Here is a 14,602-nt window from a genome sequence, read left to right as displayed (position 1 = left end):
GGCTCAGGCCTTTTCGGTCAGACTGGCGGAGGATACCGCGTGCTTCGGGCGGTCGTCTACCTTGAGTGAGAAGACATCTGGACGGGCGTAATGGCCCGCCACGTCGAAATCAAACTTGCCGCGCGGGATCTCCGCCAGGTCGAGATCGGCATAGAGCACCGTCTCGCCCGAAAAATCCGGGCCGGCCAGCACCTCTCCCAGCGGGCTGATGATGACAGAGCCGCCGCGCATCAGCACCGCGTCTTCATCGTCGCTGATGCGGTTCGCCATGCCGGAGGGGTAGCGGTCGCGGGTCAGGTACTGGCAGGCCGACAGGACAAAGCAGCGCCCCTCCAGCGCGATATGGCGCATGGTGGCGGCCCAGCTGTCGCGATCGTCCGCCGTGGGGGCGCAGTAGATTGCGACATCCTGCGCATACATGTTCATCCGCAGCATGGGCATGTAATTCTCCCAGCAGATCACCGCACCCATCTTGCCCCAGGGCGTGTCGACCGCCTGCATGGTCGAGCCGTCGCCAAAACCCCAGCAGAGCCGTTCGGCCGCCGTGGGCATCAGCTTGCGGTGTTTGCCCAGCAGCCCTTCGGGCCCGAAGTAAAGCGCGGTGCAGTAGAGCGTGCCGCCCTCGCGTTCGATCACGCCGACGGTGGCGTAAACGCCGGCCTCCGCCGTGGCCTCTGCCAGGCGGCGGGTTTCCTCGCCCGGGACGGGGATCGCGGCCTCAAGGTAAAGGCGGTATTCGTCGCGGCCTTTCAGCGTGCGCTGGCCGATCGCGATCTCGAAATCGGCGCCCTTGGGATAGCCGCCGATATAGGCCTCCGGAAAGACGATGATCTTGGCGCCTGCGGCGGCACAGTCGGCGATCTGGGTCAGGGCGCGATCGAGCGTCGCCTGGGTGTCGTCGCCATGGCTTCCGGCCTGGATGACGGCGGCTTTGACTTTGGTCATGTGGGTCTTCCTTTATGATCGCAGCGGGGCTCACATCCCCAGGTAGCTGCGCTTTACGTCCTGGTTGGTGGAGAGCTCTTCCGCCGTGCCCTCCATCACGATGCGGCCGGAGGAGATGACATAGCCGCGGCTGGCAATACGCAGGGCGCTTTTCAGGTTCTGCTCGACCAGCAGCACGCCGATCCCTGCGGCATTGACCTTGGCGATGGCGCCGTGCACCTCCTCCACCATGAGCGGGGCGAGGCCGTGGCTCGGCTCGTCCATCAGCAGCAGTCGGGGTTTCGCCATAAGCGCGCGGCAGACCGCGACCATCTGCTGTTCCCCGCCGGAGAGCGTCCCCGCCATCTGGCGGCGGCGTTCGCGGAGCCGCTCGAAGAGGGTGAAGCACTGCTCCATATCCTCCGTCAGATCCTCGGTCCGGCGGTGATAGGCGCCCAGCATCAGGTTCTCCTCCACGCTCATGCGGGGGAAGACGTGGCGGCCTTCGGGCACACAGGCCAGACCGGCAGCCACGCGGTCGAAGGGGGCGCTTTGCGACAGGTCCTGCTCGCCCAGCCGGACGGTGCCGCGACAGTCCGGCAGGATGCCGCAGAGCGCCCGGATGAGGGAGGTCTTGCCGGCCGTGTTCACGCCCAGCAGGGCCACTGTCTCTCCCGGATCGACATGCAGGGTGAGGTCGTGCAGGACGGGGCGGCCGCCATAGCCGCCGGTCAGCTCAGTGATGCTCAGCATGGTCTGCTCCCAGATAGGCCTCGATCACCAGCGGATCCTCGGCGACGGCCTGCGGTGTGCCGTTGGCGATGAGCTTGCCGAAATGCAGCACGAGGATGCGTTCCGACAGGGACATGACGGCCTGCATGTGGTGTTCGACCACGACAAAGGCGACGCCCTGCCGGGCCCGGATATCGCGAATGGCGTCCATCACCTCTGTCATCTCGACGGGCGTGAGGGCGGCCATGACCTCATCGAGCAGCAGCAGCTTTGGTTCGGTCGCCAGCGCCCGCGCCATCTCGCCCAGGGCGCGTTCCGGGAAGGTCAGGTCGTCGACGTCGCGGTCGGCGGCGCGGGTCAGGTCCAGCTCTGCGATGCAGCTTTCGGCCACCGCGCGCGCCTCGGTCAGGTTGCGGTGCGAGAGCGCCGCGGTGACCACGTTTTCGCGCAGGGTCATGCCGGGGAAGAGGGCGGTGTTCTGAAAGGTCTTGGTCATGCCCGCCCGCGCGATGCGATGCGGTTTCTGTCCCAGTACCTGCTGGCCCTTGAAGTGGATCGTACCGGATTGCGGCCGGTTGAGGCCCACGAGCGCCGAGAAACAGGTGGTCTTGCCCGCACCGTTCGGACCGATCAGGCCCACGATCTCTCCCGGGGCGAGGTCAAAGGTCACGTCGGAGAGGGCCTGCAAGCCGCCGAAGCGGATGGAGAGCCCCGCGACGCGGAGCAGCGGCTCAGTCATCGCTTGCCCTCCGTGTCATGAGTTTGCCGATGGACCAGAGCCCGTCGGGCCGGGCCACAACCACCACCACGAGCATCACGCCGAAGAGGAAGGGCGAGACGCCGGGCAGGGCATCGGAGAGGGTGGAATTCAGGATCTCCTCGACCGACACGACCAGCACCGCGCCCAGGATCGGCCCGCCCACCACGCCGACGCCGCCGACAATGGCGATGAGCGCCGCGCGGATGGAGATCTCCGGGATGGAAAAGACCGAATCCGGATCGATGAAATAGGTGAACTGGGCAAAGAGCGTGCCCGCCATGGCCATGAAACCCGCCGATATGACGGCCCCCGTCATCTTGACCCCGAAGGTGTTGACGCCCGCGACCTCTGCCGCCTCCTCGTTCTCGCGCACGGCGCGCAGGAGGTAGCCCATCCGCCCCGAGGCCATCAGGGTGAAGGCGGCCGAGACGGCGAAGAAGAGCAGGGCGAAGAGCGGCACATAGGCGCCCGGCTGTTTGAACTGCATCATCGCCCAGCTGTTGCCGTAGAAGGGCACGGACAGGCCCTGCGGCCCCCCGGTGACGCCCGGCATGGCGGTGGCAAGGATTCGGCATATCTCTCCGAATGCCATGGTGGCAAGGGTGAAATAGGGCCCGTGCAGGCGCATCGTGGGCAGGGAGATGGCAACAGCGGCGGCCATGGCCAGCGCGACGCCGACCCAGATGCCGACCCAGGGCGTCAGCCCGTACTGGACCTGCAGGATCGTGGTGGCATAGGCGCCGATCCCGAAGAACCCGGCATGGCCCAGCGAGATCTGGTTGGCGAGGCCGCCGACGATGTTCCAGCTCTGCCCAATCGCGGCTGCCATGAGCATCAGGCAGAGCACGCGCACCCCGTAGGAGCGCGGGTCCATCATCAGCCCGGCCGCCACGGCGGCGAGCGCGAGAAGGGCGAGGATCACAAGTGTCCGGGTCATCGCGCGATCCTCCCCAGAAGGCCCTGCGGACGGAAGGTCAGCACGGCAATGAAAATGGTGAAGAGCGCAAGGTTCTGCAGCTGGATCGGCATGATCAGCGTCGATGTCGACTGCACCACGCCCACGATCACGCCCCCGATCAGCGCGCCCAGCACATTGCCCAGCCCGCCCAGCACGACCACGGTGAACATCAGCACGACATATTGCGCGCCCACCGTCGGATAGGCGGGCGTATTGGACAGGATCACCCCGCCGCCAAAGGCCGTCAGCGCGGTGCCAAGCCCAAAGGCCACGGCATAGATGCGCGTCGTGTTGATCCCGAAGAGCCGCGCTGCGGTCTCGTTCTGCGCAGTGGCGCGGATGGCCCGGCCGGTCCAGGTCCGTGCCAGAAAGAGCCACAGCAGAACGGAGGCGACCAGAGCCGCGACAAAGGCATGGGCATTCGGGGCAGAGATGAAGATGGGCCCGGCGCGGTAGGAGATCATCTGCGCCTCTGTCCGGACCGACCGGAAGTCGGGGCCGAAGATCATCAGCGCTGCATTCTCCATCACCGCCAGCAGACCGACGGTCAGGAAAATCTGCGCCAGAGGCGAGGCGCCCATGACCCGCTGCACCAGCAGGCGCTGCGTCAGGTAGCCGATCGCGAAGCCTGCGGCCAGCGCCAGCAGCGCGCCCAGAACCGGGTCAAGGCCAAGGTAGGCCCAGGCAAAATAAGCGGTGTACATGCCGATCATCATGAATTCCGCCTGGGCGAAGTTGATGATGCCCAGCACGCCAAAGACCAGCGACAGGCCGACGGCGATCACGCCGTAGACGCCGCCGATCAGGATGCCGTCGGTGACGGCCTGCACGAGAGCGATGAACATATCTAAGTCCTGTAGGGGACCGGCCCCGCGCGGGGCCGGTCAGATCGGGGCTCGGGTGGTGGCTCAGTCGGCCTCGGGCCAAATCGGCTCTGCTTTGGCGGATTCGGGCGGATAGACCGTCACCAGCCCGTCGCCGCGCCACTGCACAAAGATGGGTGTGGCGACAGAGGTCAGGCCGGTGTCGTCAAAGGCGGTGCAGCCGCCGGGCAGGCCGGTGGCGAAGCCCTCGCAGTTCTCCAGGCTGGCGATAGCGTCCCGGATTTCCGCTGTATCATCCGTGCCCGCCTCGGAAATCGCCTTGACCAGATGTTCGAAGGCCGCGCCGTACATCAGCGCCTCATGCGCCATGAAGACGCCGTGGTCTTCCTCATAGCGCGCCGCGATATCGGGCGAGAGGTCGTAATTGGTCGGGGCGATGGAGAAGACGTCTTCGGTATATTCGCCAAGACCTTCCTTGAAGGCGGGGATGATATAGCCCGCCGCACCGCCGATCACCGGCGTCGACAGACCCTGCTGGCGCATGGTGCGGATGATCAGCAGAGAGTCGTTGAGGTAGGAGACCGGAAAGACGAGATCGGGCTCGCCGCGACGGATGGCGTTGACCAGCGGCGCGGCATCGGTGATGCCCAGTGGATAGGCCTCGTCCATGACCACTTCGATGCCGGCCTTTTCGGCGGCGGCACGCAGGCCGCCGGCCTGGGCGGTGCCATAGGCGGTGTCCTCGTAAAGGATCGCGATCTTGCTGACGGTGTCACCGGCGGCCTCGGCGATGGCCACGGCCTGATCGAGCTGGGCCGCACCATAAGTGGTGGCCTTGTTCGACACCTGGAAGATGTATTCGAAGCCACGCCCGGTAATCTGGTCGGCGAAGGAATGGGTGATCATCGGCACTTCGGCCCGTTCCGTCAGTTCGGAAGCCGCCAGCGTGATAGAGCTGGAGAAGGAGCCGATCACGCCCAGAACGCCGTCCTCGTTGATCATGCGTTGGACGGCGGCGGGGGCATCGCCGGGGGAGGGGGCATCGGCGATGACAAGCTCCACGTCATCGGCCAGGGCCGCGCCGCGTTCTTTCATCATCTCCAGCGCCAGCTCGATACCGTTCTTGCTGTTCTGGCCGAATTGCGCGGTCGGGCCGCTGAGGGGGAAGAGCAGGCCGATTTTCACCGGATCGGCCTGGGCGGCCACCGGGGCCAGAAGCGCGACGGCGAGGGTCGCTCGGATCGATATGGATGCAGTCATTGTCAGGCTCCCTGTTTTGGTGACCCCAGTTGCTGCGCTGCGGAAAGTGGAGTCAAACAATTCTGACAGTTTGATCTGAGATGATGGAAATATCCCAAAATATTAGTTGAAATTTGACAAAAATTCGAGCATCTAGTGTGTCATAAATCTACGACAGTTGATGTTTCTGGCGGATGTGGAGCGGAGAGCGATGGAAATTGCACTCGAAGCCTTCGGGCTGGGAGACAAGGAACGGCGGTTCTATGTCGCGGCGCTGGAGCTGGGTTGCGCCCCGGTATCGGCGGTGGCTGCGCGGGCGGGAATCGCGCGGACGCAGGGCTATGATGTTTTTGCACGTCTGCAGGAGCGGGGGCTGCTGTCGCAGATGGAAAGCGCGGAGGGGCGCATGGTGGCGGCGGAAGATCCGCGCCATCTGCTGGCCGAACATGACCGCGCCCGCGACAGGATCGCAGAGGTCATGCCGATGTTGCAGTCGCTTTATGCCGACAGCAGCCGCAAACCCCGCTTCCGGGTCTATGACGGCGTCGAGGGTATCCAGCGCGCCATGACGGAGGCGCTGGACTGCCCGTCGCGGCAACTGCGCGGAATTCTTTCGATGCGATCCCTGGCGCTGGTGCCGGGGTTGCAGTTCATGGACCAGTTCATCGCCGACCGTCTGCGGCGGGCGGTGCATCTGGACGTCATCCGTGCGCGCAGCAGTGAGACGGATGCGATCTGGCCCGCCTCGGATGCGGAGCGGCGGGCGCTGCGGTTTGCGCCGGGAGAGATGGATCTGAAGATGACGATGTTCGTGGCGGATACACGGGTGGTCTATGTGTCCTCTCAGAAAGAGAACTACGGCATCGTTATCGACTCGCTGGAGCTGGCGGAGTTCCAGCGCAGCCAGTTCGATTTCCTCTGGGCGCAATGTGAAGCGGGGGAGGGGTGATCGCAAGGGCGAGCGGATCGTGACCCGGCGGGTTGCCCCGTGCTCTTGGCTGACCATGAAAAAAGGCGGCGGCACTTTGGTGCCAGCCGCCTTTTTCAAGTGTTAGGTCGGCGTCACGCCACTGATTTCAGCCGCGCTTCGCCGTCAATAAAAGCGCCGTGCAGCGCCTTTATGGCGGGCTTCAGAATATCGCGTTCCATCACGAACTGGACGTCGACATTGCGGGGGCCCTGAGTGGCGCCGATCGTCTCCATCCCGGCATCGGCAATGGCGCAGAGGCCGCGCGTCAGCACCGAGAGCCCGCTCAGGTCGCGCCCGATCACCGAGGCCAGCGCCAGCGTGCGGGATTTCACCTCCGCCGCGGGGTAGAGGTCGTTCAGGTCCTTCTCCACCCGGCGCATGATCTTGAGCGAGGTGTCGAGGTAATGGGTGATCGTATTGGCATTGGACACCTTTGACACGATCCGCACGTCATGGCGTTTCAGCACGTCGAGGATCGCGGCGTCATAGCCTTTGACGCCCACCATGTCCTGTTCGAAGACCTCCAGCGCGATGATGTCGAGGCCGGTGACGATCTCCACCGCCGGGCTTTCGGCTGGCTGGTCGTCGATCAGCGTGCCGGGATCCTCGGGCTCAAAGGCATTGGTCACACGCAGCGGCACTTCGGCCTGGCGCAGGGTCTTGGCGGCCTTCGGATGGATCGCCTCCATCCCCATATTGCTCAGCTGATCGGCCACGTCGTAATTGGTCCGGCCCAGCTTGCGCACGGCCTCCTGTCCGACAAGGTTCGGGTCGGCGGAGCTCAGGTGGAATTCCTTGTGGATGATCGCCTCCCGCGCGCCGGTCAGCGCGGCGAGCTTGGAGAAGGTGACCTCGGAATAGCCGCGGTCGAACTCCTTCATCAGCCCTTCGGCACATTGGGCATAGCCGGTGACGATGGGCATTTCACTGGCGGGGTCGACGCGCGCCATGGCCGTCTCGATCCGTTCCTCCAGCGTCACATCGCCTTCGTCGCGCCAGCCGGAGAGATCGACCAGACGGGCATTCACCCCGGCGCGCTGCAGCATCAGGACGGTAGTAAAGGCGGAATGCGCTTCCCCCATGCCCGAGAGCAGCTCGCGCACCTGCAGCATGTGGGAGGCGAGGCGGAAGTGGCCGTAGGCGCAGATACGCTGCAGGTCGATCAGGGCGTTGCGCGCGTCAGACACGCGGCCGCGTACGAAATCCGTGGCGCGTTCGATATCTGCGGGATGGTCCAGCACCTCTTCATGGGCGGCGATCATCGCGTCAGCGACGCGGTCCAGCGCCTCCTGCCAGCCGGGGCCGGTGTCCGAATTGGCGAACTGGGCGTAGACGCCCGGTTCCCCGGATTTCTTGTGCTCCAGCAGCAGGTTGGTGATCCCGCCAAAGGCGGAGACCACGAAGATGCGGCCATAAAGGTCCGCCCCTTTGCGACCCCCGATAAAAAGCGTGTCGCGCAGGTCATGGACGCGGGACATCGACGTCCCACCGATTTTTTCGACTGTATGGGTCATGAGACCTCTCAGCTCCTTCAGGCGTCTTCGGTCGCCGGGGCGTAGGAGCCGTCTGCCTGATGCACTTCCGTCCCGGTGACGGGTGGGTTGAAACAGCAGGCCATGACGAGTTCCTCGTCAGCCACCAGCGTGTGTTTGTCATGTTCGTTCAGCGCATACATGACGCCGGGCGTGATCTCATGCGTCTCGCCGGTGGCGAGGTCAGTGATCCGGCCCTTACCCTGCATGCAGTACACGCTCTCGAAATGGTTCTTGTAGTGGAACGTATGCTCCGACCCGGCTTCGAGGAATGTGATGTGGAAGGAAAAGCCCATGCCGTCGTCGGCCAGCAGCATCCGGACCGAGGTCCAGTTGGCGTCCGACACGACGCGGTCTTTCTCTTCCTTAACGATCTTGTTGAAATCACGTACAATCATGGGGGTTACTCCGCTGCAATCTTTTTGGTTTCGAGTGTCTCACGCGCGGCGTCGAGCAGCAGCTCGAAGCCCTTGCGGAACGTCTCTTCGGATGTGGTGAGGGGGGCCAGCACCTTGACGACCTCGTCATGCGCGCCCGAGGTCTCGATCACGAGGCCCTTTTTGAAGGCATGCGCACAGATGTCGCCCGCAAGCTCACCGGAGCCCACATCGACGCCCTGCATCAAGCCGCGACCCTTGAGCTTTGCGCCCGGGATCAGGTCGGCCAGCTGTTGCAGGCCGGTGGTGATGAGCGTCGCCTTGTCGGCCAGTTCGCGCTGGAAATTATCGTCCTTCCAGAACTTCTCGATCGCGACGCGGCCTGTGACAAAGGCATGAGTGTTGCCACGGAAGGTGCCGTTGTGTTCGGCCGGCTTCCAAGTGTCATATTCCCGCTTGATCAGCAGGGCCGCGAAGGGCAGGCCAAAGCCCGAGAGGCTTTTTGCCTGGGTCACCATATCCGGGTGGATGCCGGCATTCTCGAAGGAGAAGTAGCTGCCGGTCCGGCCGATGCCCGCCTGAATGTCGTCGACAATCAGCAGGGCGCCGTACTTCTTGGCCAGCCGCGCAATGCCGCGCATCCAGTCGTCGGAGGCGGCGTTCAGCCCGCCTTCGCCCTGTACGGGCTCAAAGATAAAGGCCGCAGGGGCGTCGATGCCCGAGGACGGATTGTCGAGCAGCTGCTCGATCACGTCGACGGTGTTCAGATCACCCATGGAGCCCTCATAGGGCATGTGGGTCACATCCGTCAGGGCGCCGCCACCGGCACCGCCGCGCTTGCCGGCGTTCCCGGTCAGCGACAGCGAGCCCATGGTCATGCCATGGAAGCCGTTGGTAAAGGCGATGATATTGCGGCGGCCGGTATGCTTGCGGGCCAGCTTCATCGCGGCCTCAACAGCATTGGTGCCGGTCGGGCCGGTCATCATGACCTTGTAGTCAAAGCCGCGCGGCTTGAGGATGACCTCCTCAAATGCCGTCAGGAAGGTTTCCTTCGCGTCGGTATGCATGTCGAGCCCGTGGGCCACGCCATCGTTCGAGATGTGCTCGATCAGCGCCGCCTTCATGTCGGGGTCGTTGTGGCCGTAGTTCAGGGAAGAGCAGCCGGCGAGGAAATCGATGTATTCCTTGCCCTCTGCATCCCAGAGTTTGGATCCCTGCGCCTTGACGAAGGTCACGGGGAAGGAACGGCAGTAGGAGCGGGCTTCGCTCTCGCGGCGGGCATAGATATCTGGTGTCTGATTGGTCATCTGTTGGATCCTTTCAGGACAAATGAAGGCCGCGGCGGAAAGGTTCCGCCGTTCAGGCCATGTTCAAGTTCGGGGATTCAGGTCAGGCGGCTGCGCGGATGTCGGTCACATTCGCGTCGGAGGGCAGGGTGATGGTCACCATATGCTCCGTATCGTGCTTGCCGCCGAAGTGGTCGTCTTCGTGGAAATGAGGTTCATCGGTCAGTTCGCCACCGATCTTGCGGGCAAAGCTGCGGAAGAGGCCCCAGGAGGCGTCGTTATCTTCGGTGATGGTGGTCTTCAGGGCCCGGGCGTCGGCGCATTCGTCACGCTCGATCAGATGCTTGAGCATCTTGCCGCCGAGGCCGAGGCCACGTGCCTTGGGGCTCACGGCGACCTGCCAGACGAAATAGGCATCCTGACCGGGGATCATGTGGCCGGAGATCCAGCCAACAATATTGCCGTCCAGTTCGGCCACGACGCAGGTATCCGCGAAGTGATCGGCCTGGATCAGGTTGCAGTACATGGAGTTTTCGTCCAGCGGCTTGCAATCGCGCACAAGTTCCCAGATCGCAGAGCCGTCGGTGCTCCGGGGTTTGCGCAGGATCGGTGCGCGGGTTTCGGTCTGGGTCATGTCTTTCGGCATTGCTGCGTCGCCTCTTTTGTTTCCTTCGTTGATCTAACTAATGGAGCGGCGATAAAGTTTCAACCGTCTAAGTATTTTTCTTTCTTATGAGCGGAAGTGGAAAGAAATCTCAAGATTTATCGTTGAAAATCGCAAATCACCTCTCATGTCAAAGAGGGTCATGGCAAAGTAAAATGGTTTGTCGTGGCTGCATGATATAGGCTCTTCTGGCCTGTATGCTTAGCTTCTTGAACCATTTTGCAGGGAATGCGATACTATCGGACATGAGTGAAACCGACCCCGACCGCGTAGATGAAAGCCTGATCGCCCTGCGCCGCATCCTGCGGGCGACAGAGCAGTATGAGCGTGACCTTGCCCATTCGGCAGGCCTGTCACCTGCGCAGCTGCGCGTGCTGCAGATCATTGCGGGCAAGCCGGGAAAGTCGGCCACCTCGAAAGAGCTGGCGCAGCAGATGGGTGTGACCCAGGCCACAGTGACATCGGTCGTCGACAAGCTCGTCGCGCACGGCCATGTCCGGCGCGTGCCCTCCGAAACGGACCGCCGCCAGACCAATATCCTGATGACCGTCACGGGCCGGTCCGCGCTGGAAGATGCGCCAGATGCGTTGCAGCAGCGCTATGTGCGGGAATTCGTCAAACTTGCGGATTGGGAGCAGGCACAGCTTGTTGCCTCTCTCGAACGGGTGGCGTCCATGCTCGACGCCCATGATCTCGACGCCTCACCGGTGCTGACGATGGGGGAGATCGACGGGGCCGGGAAGCGCAAGTAACGCCCTTCGCCCGGTCCCGGTAAAGGGGCGTTTTTGCCGGACGCTGTTTCCCCATCCGCGCTGCGGTGGCTGATCCGGATGCCTCCGGCGGGGATATTTTCCGACCAGAGAAGACAGGGTCGCCTTATAGCCGAACGGCCCCCCTCTCTCTGGTCCGGCAAATATCCCGGGGGGAGGGCGGCGCAGCCGGCCGTGGGGGGCAGAGCCCCCCGCCCGTCGCGTCGGGAAGGCGAAAATCCGGGTCATTGTGCACCGTGGTATGCAATAAAGTGCCGCAGCTCCGGCTGTGGCTGTAGATCTCCGGCGCGCCGTAGGTTAAGCGTCGCTCAGGACAACCGGAGGCTTGGACATCAATGGCTGACAGCAACACCCCCGACATCATCTATACCAAGGTCGACGAAGCGCCGGAGCTTGCCTCCGCCTCGCTGCTGCCGATCATCCAGAAATTCGCCTCCGCCGCGGGCGTTTCGGTGGGCACGATGGATATTTCCCTCGCCGGTCGTATCATTTCAACCTTCCCCGAATACCTGACGGCAGAGCAGCAGATCCCGGACGATCTGGCGATCCTGGGCGAGCTGGTGAAGACGCCCGAAGCCAATGTGATCAAGCTGCCGAATATCTCGGCCTCCGTGCCGCAGCTGGAAGCGGCGATCAAGGAGCTGCAGGCGCAGGGTTACAAGCTGCCCGACTATCCCTATGACCCCGCCACGGACGAAGAGAAGGCCGTGCGCGCGAAATATGACGCGATCAAGGGGTCGGCTGTGAACCCGGTGCTGCGCGAGGGCAATTCCGACCGCCGCGCCGCTATCGCTGTGAAGAAATTCGCCCAGGCCAACCCGCACCGGATGGGCGAGTGGACCAAGGACAGCAAGACCCGCGTCGCCTCTATGTCTACCGGCGATTTCTGCTCCAACGAAGTCTCGGCGACGCTGGACAAGGCCGCGACCGCCAAGATCGTGCTGGAGACCGCGTCGGGCGAGACGGTTCTGAAGGATGGTGTATCCTATCCCGCGGGCACCGTGGTTGATGCGACCTTCATGTCGGCCAAGGCGCTGGATGCCTTCCTGGCCGAGGAGATCGCCAAAACGAAAGACGAAGGCGTGCTCTTCTCCCTTCATATGAAGGCGACGATGATGAAGGTCTCCGACCCGATCATCTTTGGCCATGCGGTCAAGCAGTGGCTGAAGCCCGTCTTCGATCAGTATGGTGACAAGATGGCCGAGCTGGGCGTCGATCCGAACGGCGGTATGGGCGCGCTGCTGGAGAAGGTGAAGGGCGATGCGGAGATCATGGCCGCCATCGATGCCGTCAATGCCGAACGCCCGCCGATGTATATGGTGAATTCCGACAAGGGCATCACCAACCTGCATGTGCCGTCTGACGTGATCATCGACGCCTCCATGCCCGCGCTGATCCGTGACGGCGGCAAGGGCTGGGGCCCGGACAACAAGCAGCATGACACCGTCTGCGTCATCCCCGACAATTCCTATGCGCCGGTCTATGACGAGACGATCGAGTTCTTCAAAGCCAATGGCAAGCTGAACCCGGCCACCGCCGGCACCGTGCAGAACATCGGCCTGATGGCGCAGAAGGCCGAGGAATACGGCTCCCACCCCACCACGTTCGAGATTGCCGAAGCCGGGACGGTGAAGATGATCCTCGACGATGGTGCTGTGCTGCATTCCCATGCGGTTGAGGCTGGCGACATCTGGCGCTCCGCCTCCGCGCGCAAGGCGCCGATCGAGGACTGGGTGAACCTGGCCATCGACCGTCAGAAGGCCGAGGGCTGCGAGGCGATCTTCTGGCTGGACGAGGACCGCGCCCATGATGCGGAGCTGATCGCCTATGTGAAGCCGATCCTTGAGGCCAAGGGTGTGGCGTCCAAGTTCAAGATCATGTCGCCCGCCAAGGCGACGGTCGAGACGCTGAAGACGATCACCGCTGGCAAGACCTCCATCGCGATTACCGGCAACGTGCTGCGCGACTACCTGACCGACCTCTTCCCGATCCTGGAACTGGCGACCTCTGCCAAGATGCTGTCCATTGTAAAGCTGATGCAGGGCGGCGGGCTCTTTGAGACCGGCGCCGGTGGGTCGGCCCCGAAACACGTGCAGCAGCTGCAGGAAGAGAACCACCTGCGGTGGGACTCGTTGGGCGAATTCTGCGCGCTTGGCGAGAGCTTCAAATTCCTCGCCGATGCCAAGGGCAATGAGAAGGCGCGGATCCTGGGCGAGGGCGTCGATGCCGCCACGCAGGGTATCCTCGACCATGACCGCAGCCCTTCGCGCAAGGTGGGCGAACCCGACAACCGTGACAGCCACTACTGGTTTGCCCGCTACTGGGCTGAGGCGCTGGCGCGTCAGGACAAGGATGGCGAGCTGGCCGATTTCTTTGCCCCGATCGCCGAGGCGCTGGTGGATGGAGAGGCCGATATCGTTGCGGAACTGGCGGCGGCTCAGGGGTCTGCGGCCGATCTGGGCGGCTATTACCACGGCGATCCGGAAAAGGTCGCGAAGGTGATGCGCCCCTCTGCGACGTTGAACGCGATTATCGGCTGATCTTCGGCCGTGGCGTAAGACATGACGGGCCCGTTCCCTGATCCGGGGCGGGCCCGTTATCCTGTCTGGATGGGCCGGGGCTAGCGCGGGGCAAGCCTCCGCGATACCCGGCACCCTTTGATGGCGGGGCGGACATGCGGCTCACCGCTTGTATAATGCGCTATCCGTGGCCCGCGGCCGCGCGCGGTTCGCAGCGGCGGGTCAGACGAGTTCCGTGTCGAAGATTTTCATCCCGCCATCGGGCTGGATCAGAACGGCGGAGAGGCGGTTCGTCAGATAGGCGCCGGTATCGACATTGATCCGGCCCTGTATCGGCTTCACCAGGTCGATCACGGTATGGCCATGCAGGACCCAGATGGAATCGCGCCGGATCTGCTGTTCGAACTGGGGATGGCCCCAGATCAGATGATCGCGCTCCTGTTCAAAGATCGGCAGGGTGGGGTCGCATCCCGCATGTACCACGGCGATATTGCCGTTGGCGAACACCGTCCGCATATTGCGCAGCCATTTCAGGATGTCCGGACCGATCGCCAGTGTCAGCCGGTCGCGCAGCGTATCCAGCAGCTCCTGAACGGGGGGGGTGTCCTCCGCTGGGCGTTTGGCCAGATGTGCCGGGGCCTCGATCCCGTAGCTTTCCAGCGTGGCCATCCCACCGTGCCGCAGCCAGCGCAGGCCAGCGACGGGATCGGCCAGGAACTGCAGCATCATCTCTTCGTGATTGCCCAGGATGCAGAAGGCTTTGCCGGACCGTGACAGGCTGTAGAGCCGGTCCAGCACGCCGCGGCTGTCAGGGCCCCGGTCGATCAGGTCGCCGACAAAGACAAGCTGAGCCTGCCGTGCCACCGGATTTGCATCGATTGAGGCCAGCAATCTTTCCAGCAGGTCAGCGCGGCCATGAAGGTCACCGACAACGCACAGGGGATTTTCCGGCGCAAGCGGCGCCGTGAAACGTGGCCGTCTGTCCCGAGACGGCGAAAATAATGTCTTCAGCACCCAGATACCCCAAACATCCCGGTTTCAGAATAA

At 63.5% G+C, this 14,602-nt stretch carries 14 protein-coding genes; 3 read left to right on the top strand and 11 right to left on the bottom strand.

Annotated features, from left to right (window positions below; translation table 11 throughout):
- Nucleotides 1-3: 3 nt before the first annotated feature.
- From ACRARG_RS04155 to ACRARG_RS04130, 6 genes are all read right to left on the bottom strand, one after another.
- Nucleotides 4-945 (bottom strand): nitrilase-related carbon-nitrogen hydrolase, encoded by a 942-nt coding sequence (locus ACRARG_RS04155; RefSeq protein ID WP_432688716.1) that lies wholly within the window; start codon nucleotides 943-945, stop codon nucleotides 4-6.
- Nucleotides 946-975: 30 nt separating this feature from the next.
- Entirely contained in the window at nucleotides 976-1,677 is a 702-nt protein-coding gene (locus tag ACRARG_RS04150; protein WP_432688715.1) for an ABC transporter ATP-binding protein, read from the bottom strand.
- Nucleotides 1,661-2,395, bottom strand: a complete 735-nt coding sequence (locus tag ACRARG_RS04145) for an ABC transporter ATP-binding protein (protein WP_432688714.1) — start codon at nucleotides 2,393-2,395, stop codon at nucleotides 1,661-1,663. The genes ACRARG_RS04150 and ACRARG_RS04145 overlap by 17 nt, the downstream gene beginning before the upstream one ends.
- Nucleotides 2,388-3,353: a branched-chain amino acid ABC transporter permease gene (locus ACRARG_RS04140; RefSeq protein ID WP_432688713.1), complete on the bottom strand. Its 966-nt coding sequence runs from the start codon at nucleotides 3,351-3,353 to the stop codon at nucleotides 2,388-2,390. Before ACRARG_RS04140 ends, ACRARG_RS04145 begins: the two co-directional genes overlap by 8 nt.
- Nucleotides 3,350-4,219, bottom strand: a complete 870-nt coding sequence (locus tag ACRARG_RS04135) for a branched-chain amino acid ABC transporter permease (RefSeq protein ID WP_432688712.1) — start codon at nucleotides 4,217-4,219, stop codon at nucleotides 3,350-3,352. Before ACRARG_RS04135 ends, ACRARG_RS04140 begins: the two co-directional genes overlap by 4 nt.
- Before the next feature lie 63 nt (nucleotides 4,220-4,282).
- Nucleotides 4,283-5,458 carry an ABC transporter substrate-binding protein gene (locus ACRARG_RS04130; RefSeq protein WP_432688711.1) on the bottom strand — a complete coding sequence of 392 codons (1,176 nt, stop codon included), beginning with the start codon at nucleotides 5,456-5,458 and terminating at the stop codon, nucleotides 4,283-4,285.
- A 190-nt stretch (nucleotides 5,459-5,648) separates the two neighbouring features.
- On the opposite strand from ACRARG_RS04130, the gene ACRARG_RS04125 reads away from it, so the two are divergent.
- Nucleotides 5,649-6,386: a TrmB family transcriptional regulator gene (locus tag ACRARG_RS04125; RefSeq protein ID WP_432688710.1), complete on the top strand. Its 738-nt coding sequence runs from the start codon at nucleotides 5,649-5,651 to the stop codon at nucleotides 6,384-6,386.
- 113 nt (nucleotides 6,387-6,499) lie between these two features.
- Here ACRARG_RS04125 and ACRARG_RS04120 read toward each other — a convergent pair whose 3' ends face one another.
- From ACRARG_RS04120 to ectA, 4 genes are all read right to left on the bottom strand, one after another.
- Nucleotides 6,500-7,921, bottom strand: coding sequence for an aspartate kinase (locus tag ACRARG_RS04120; protein WP_432688709.1), 1,422 nt, complete (start codon nucleotides 7,919-7,921; stop codon nucleotides 6,500-6,502).
- 17 nt (nucleotides 7,922-7,938) lie between these two features.
- Nucleotides 7,939-8,337, bottom strand: a complete 399-nt coding sequence (locus ACRARG_RS04115; protein ID WP_432688707.1) for an ectoine synthase — start codon at nucleotides 8,335-8,337, stop codon at nucleotides 7,939-7,941.
- Between the two features lie 5 nt (nucleotides 8,338-8,342).
- Nucleotides 8,343-9,623, bottom strand: coding sequence for a diaminobutyrate--2-oxoglutarate transaminase (gene ectB, locus ACRARG_RS04110; protein ID WP_432688706.1), 1,281 nt, complete (start codon nucleotides 9,621-9,623; stop codon nucleotides 8,343-8,345).
- A gap of 82 nt (nucleotides 9,624-9,705) precedes the next feature.
- Nucleotides 9,706-10,248, bottom strand: coding sequence for a diaminobutyrate acetyltransferase (ectA, locus tag ACRARG_RS04105; RefSeq protein WP_432688705.1), 543 nt, complete (start codon nucleotides 10,246-10,248; stop codon nucleotides 9,706-9,708).
- Nucleotides 10,249-10,511: 263 nt separating this feature from the next.
- Between ectA and ACRARG_RS04100 the strand changes: the two genes are divergently transcribed.
- Together ACRARG_RS04100 and ACRARG_RS04095 are read left to right on the top strand one after the other, a co-directional pair.
- Entirely contained in the window at nucleotides 10,512-11,018 is a 507-nt protein-coding gene (locus tag ACRARG_RS04100; RefSeq protein WP_432688704.1) for a MarR family winged helix-turn-helix transcriptional regulator, read from the top strand.
- A 353-nt stretch (nucleotides 11,019-11,371) separates the two neighbouring features.
- Nucleotides 11,372-13,576, top strand: coding sequence for an NADP-dependent isocitrate dehydrogenase (locus tag ACRARG_RS04095; RefSeq protein ID WP_432688703.1), 2,205 nt, complete (start codon nucleotides 11,372-11,374; stop codon nucleotides 13,574-13,576).
- A gap of 201 nt (nucleotides 13,577-13,777) precedes the next feature.
- On the opposite strand, the gene ACRARG_RS04090 is transcribed toward ACRARG_RS04095, so the two are convergent.
- Nucleotides 13,778-14,569: a metallophosphoesterase family protein gene (locus ACRARG_RS04090; RefSeq protein WP_432688702.1), complete on the bottom strand. Its 792-nt coding sequence runs from the start codon at nucleotides 14,567-14,569 to the stop codon at nucleotides 13,778-13,780.
- Between the last annotated feature and the right edge of the window lie 33 nt (nucleotides 14,570-14,602).

The sequence above is a fragment of the Pseudooceanicola profundi genome (assembly GCF_050897955.1).
Lineage (GTDB): Bacteria > Pseudomonadota > Alphaproteobacteria > Rhodobacterales > Rhodobacteraceae > Pseudooceanicola.
Note: the sequence above shows the minus strand (reverse complement) of the source record. Positions and strands in the feature narration are given on the sequence as shown.

Coding starts and splice junctions, on each gene's coding strand:
- ACRARG_RS04155 (WP_432688716.1), bottom strand. CDS start 945: ATGACCAAAGTCAAAGCCGCCGTCATCCAGGCCGGAAGCCATGGCGAC.
- ACRARG_RS04150 (WP_432688715.1), bottom strand. CDS start 1,677: ATGCTGAGCATCACTGAGCTGACCGGCGGCTATGGCGGCCGCCCCGTC.
- ACRARG_RS04145 (WP_432688714.1), bottom strand. CDS start 2,395: ATGACTGAGCCGCTGCTCCGCGTCGCGGGGCTCTCCATCCGCTTCGGC.
- ACRARG_RS04140 (WP_432688713.1), bottom strand. CDS start 3,353: ATGACCCGGACACTTGTGATCCTCGCCCTTCTCGCGCTCGCCGCCGTG.
- ACRARG_RS04135 (WP_432688712.1), bottom strand. CDS start 4,219: ATGTTCATCGCTCTCGTGCAGGCCGTCACCGACGGCATCCTGATCGGC.
- ACRARG_RS04130 (WP_432688711.1), bottom strand. CDS start 5,458: ATGACTGCATCCATATCGATCCGAGCGACCCTCGCCGTCGCGCTTCTG.
- ACRARG_RS04125 (WP_432688710.1), top strand. CDS start 5,649: ATGGAAATTGCACTCGAAGCCTTCGGGCTGGGAGACAAGGAACGGCGG.
- ACRARG_RS04120 (WP_432688709.1), bottom strand. CDS start 7,921: ATGACCCATACAGTCGAAAAAATCGGTGGGACGTCGATGTCCCGCGTC.
- ACRARG_RS04115 (WP_432688707.1), bottom strand. CDS start 8,337: ATGATTGTACGTGATTTCAACAAGATCGTTAAGGAAGAGAAAGACCGC.
- ectB (WP_432688706.1), bottom strand. CDS start 9,623: ATGACCAATCAGACACCAGATATCTATGCCCGCCGCGAGAGCGAAGCC.
- ectA (WP_432688705.1), bottom strand. CDS start 10,248: ATGCCGAAAGACATGACCCAGACCGAAACCCGCGCACCGATCCTGCGC.
- ACRARG_RS04100 (WP_432688704.1), top strand. CDS start 10,512: ATGAGTGAAACCGACCCCGACCGCGTAGATGAAAGCCTGATCGCCCTG.
- ACRARG_RS04095 (WP_432688703.1), top strand. CDS start 11,372: ATGGCTGACAGCAACACCCCCGACATCATCTATACCAAGGTCGACGAA.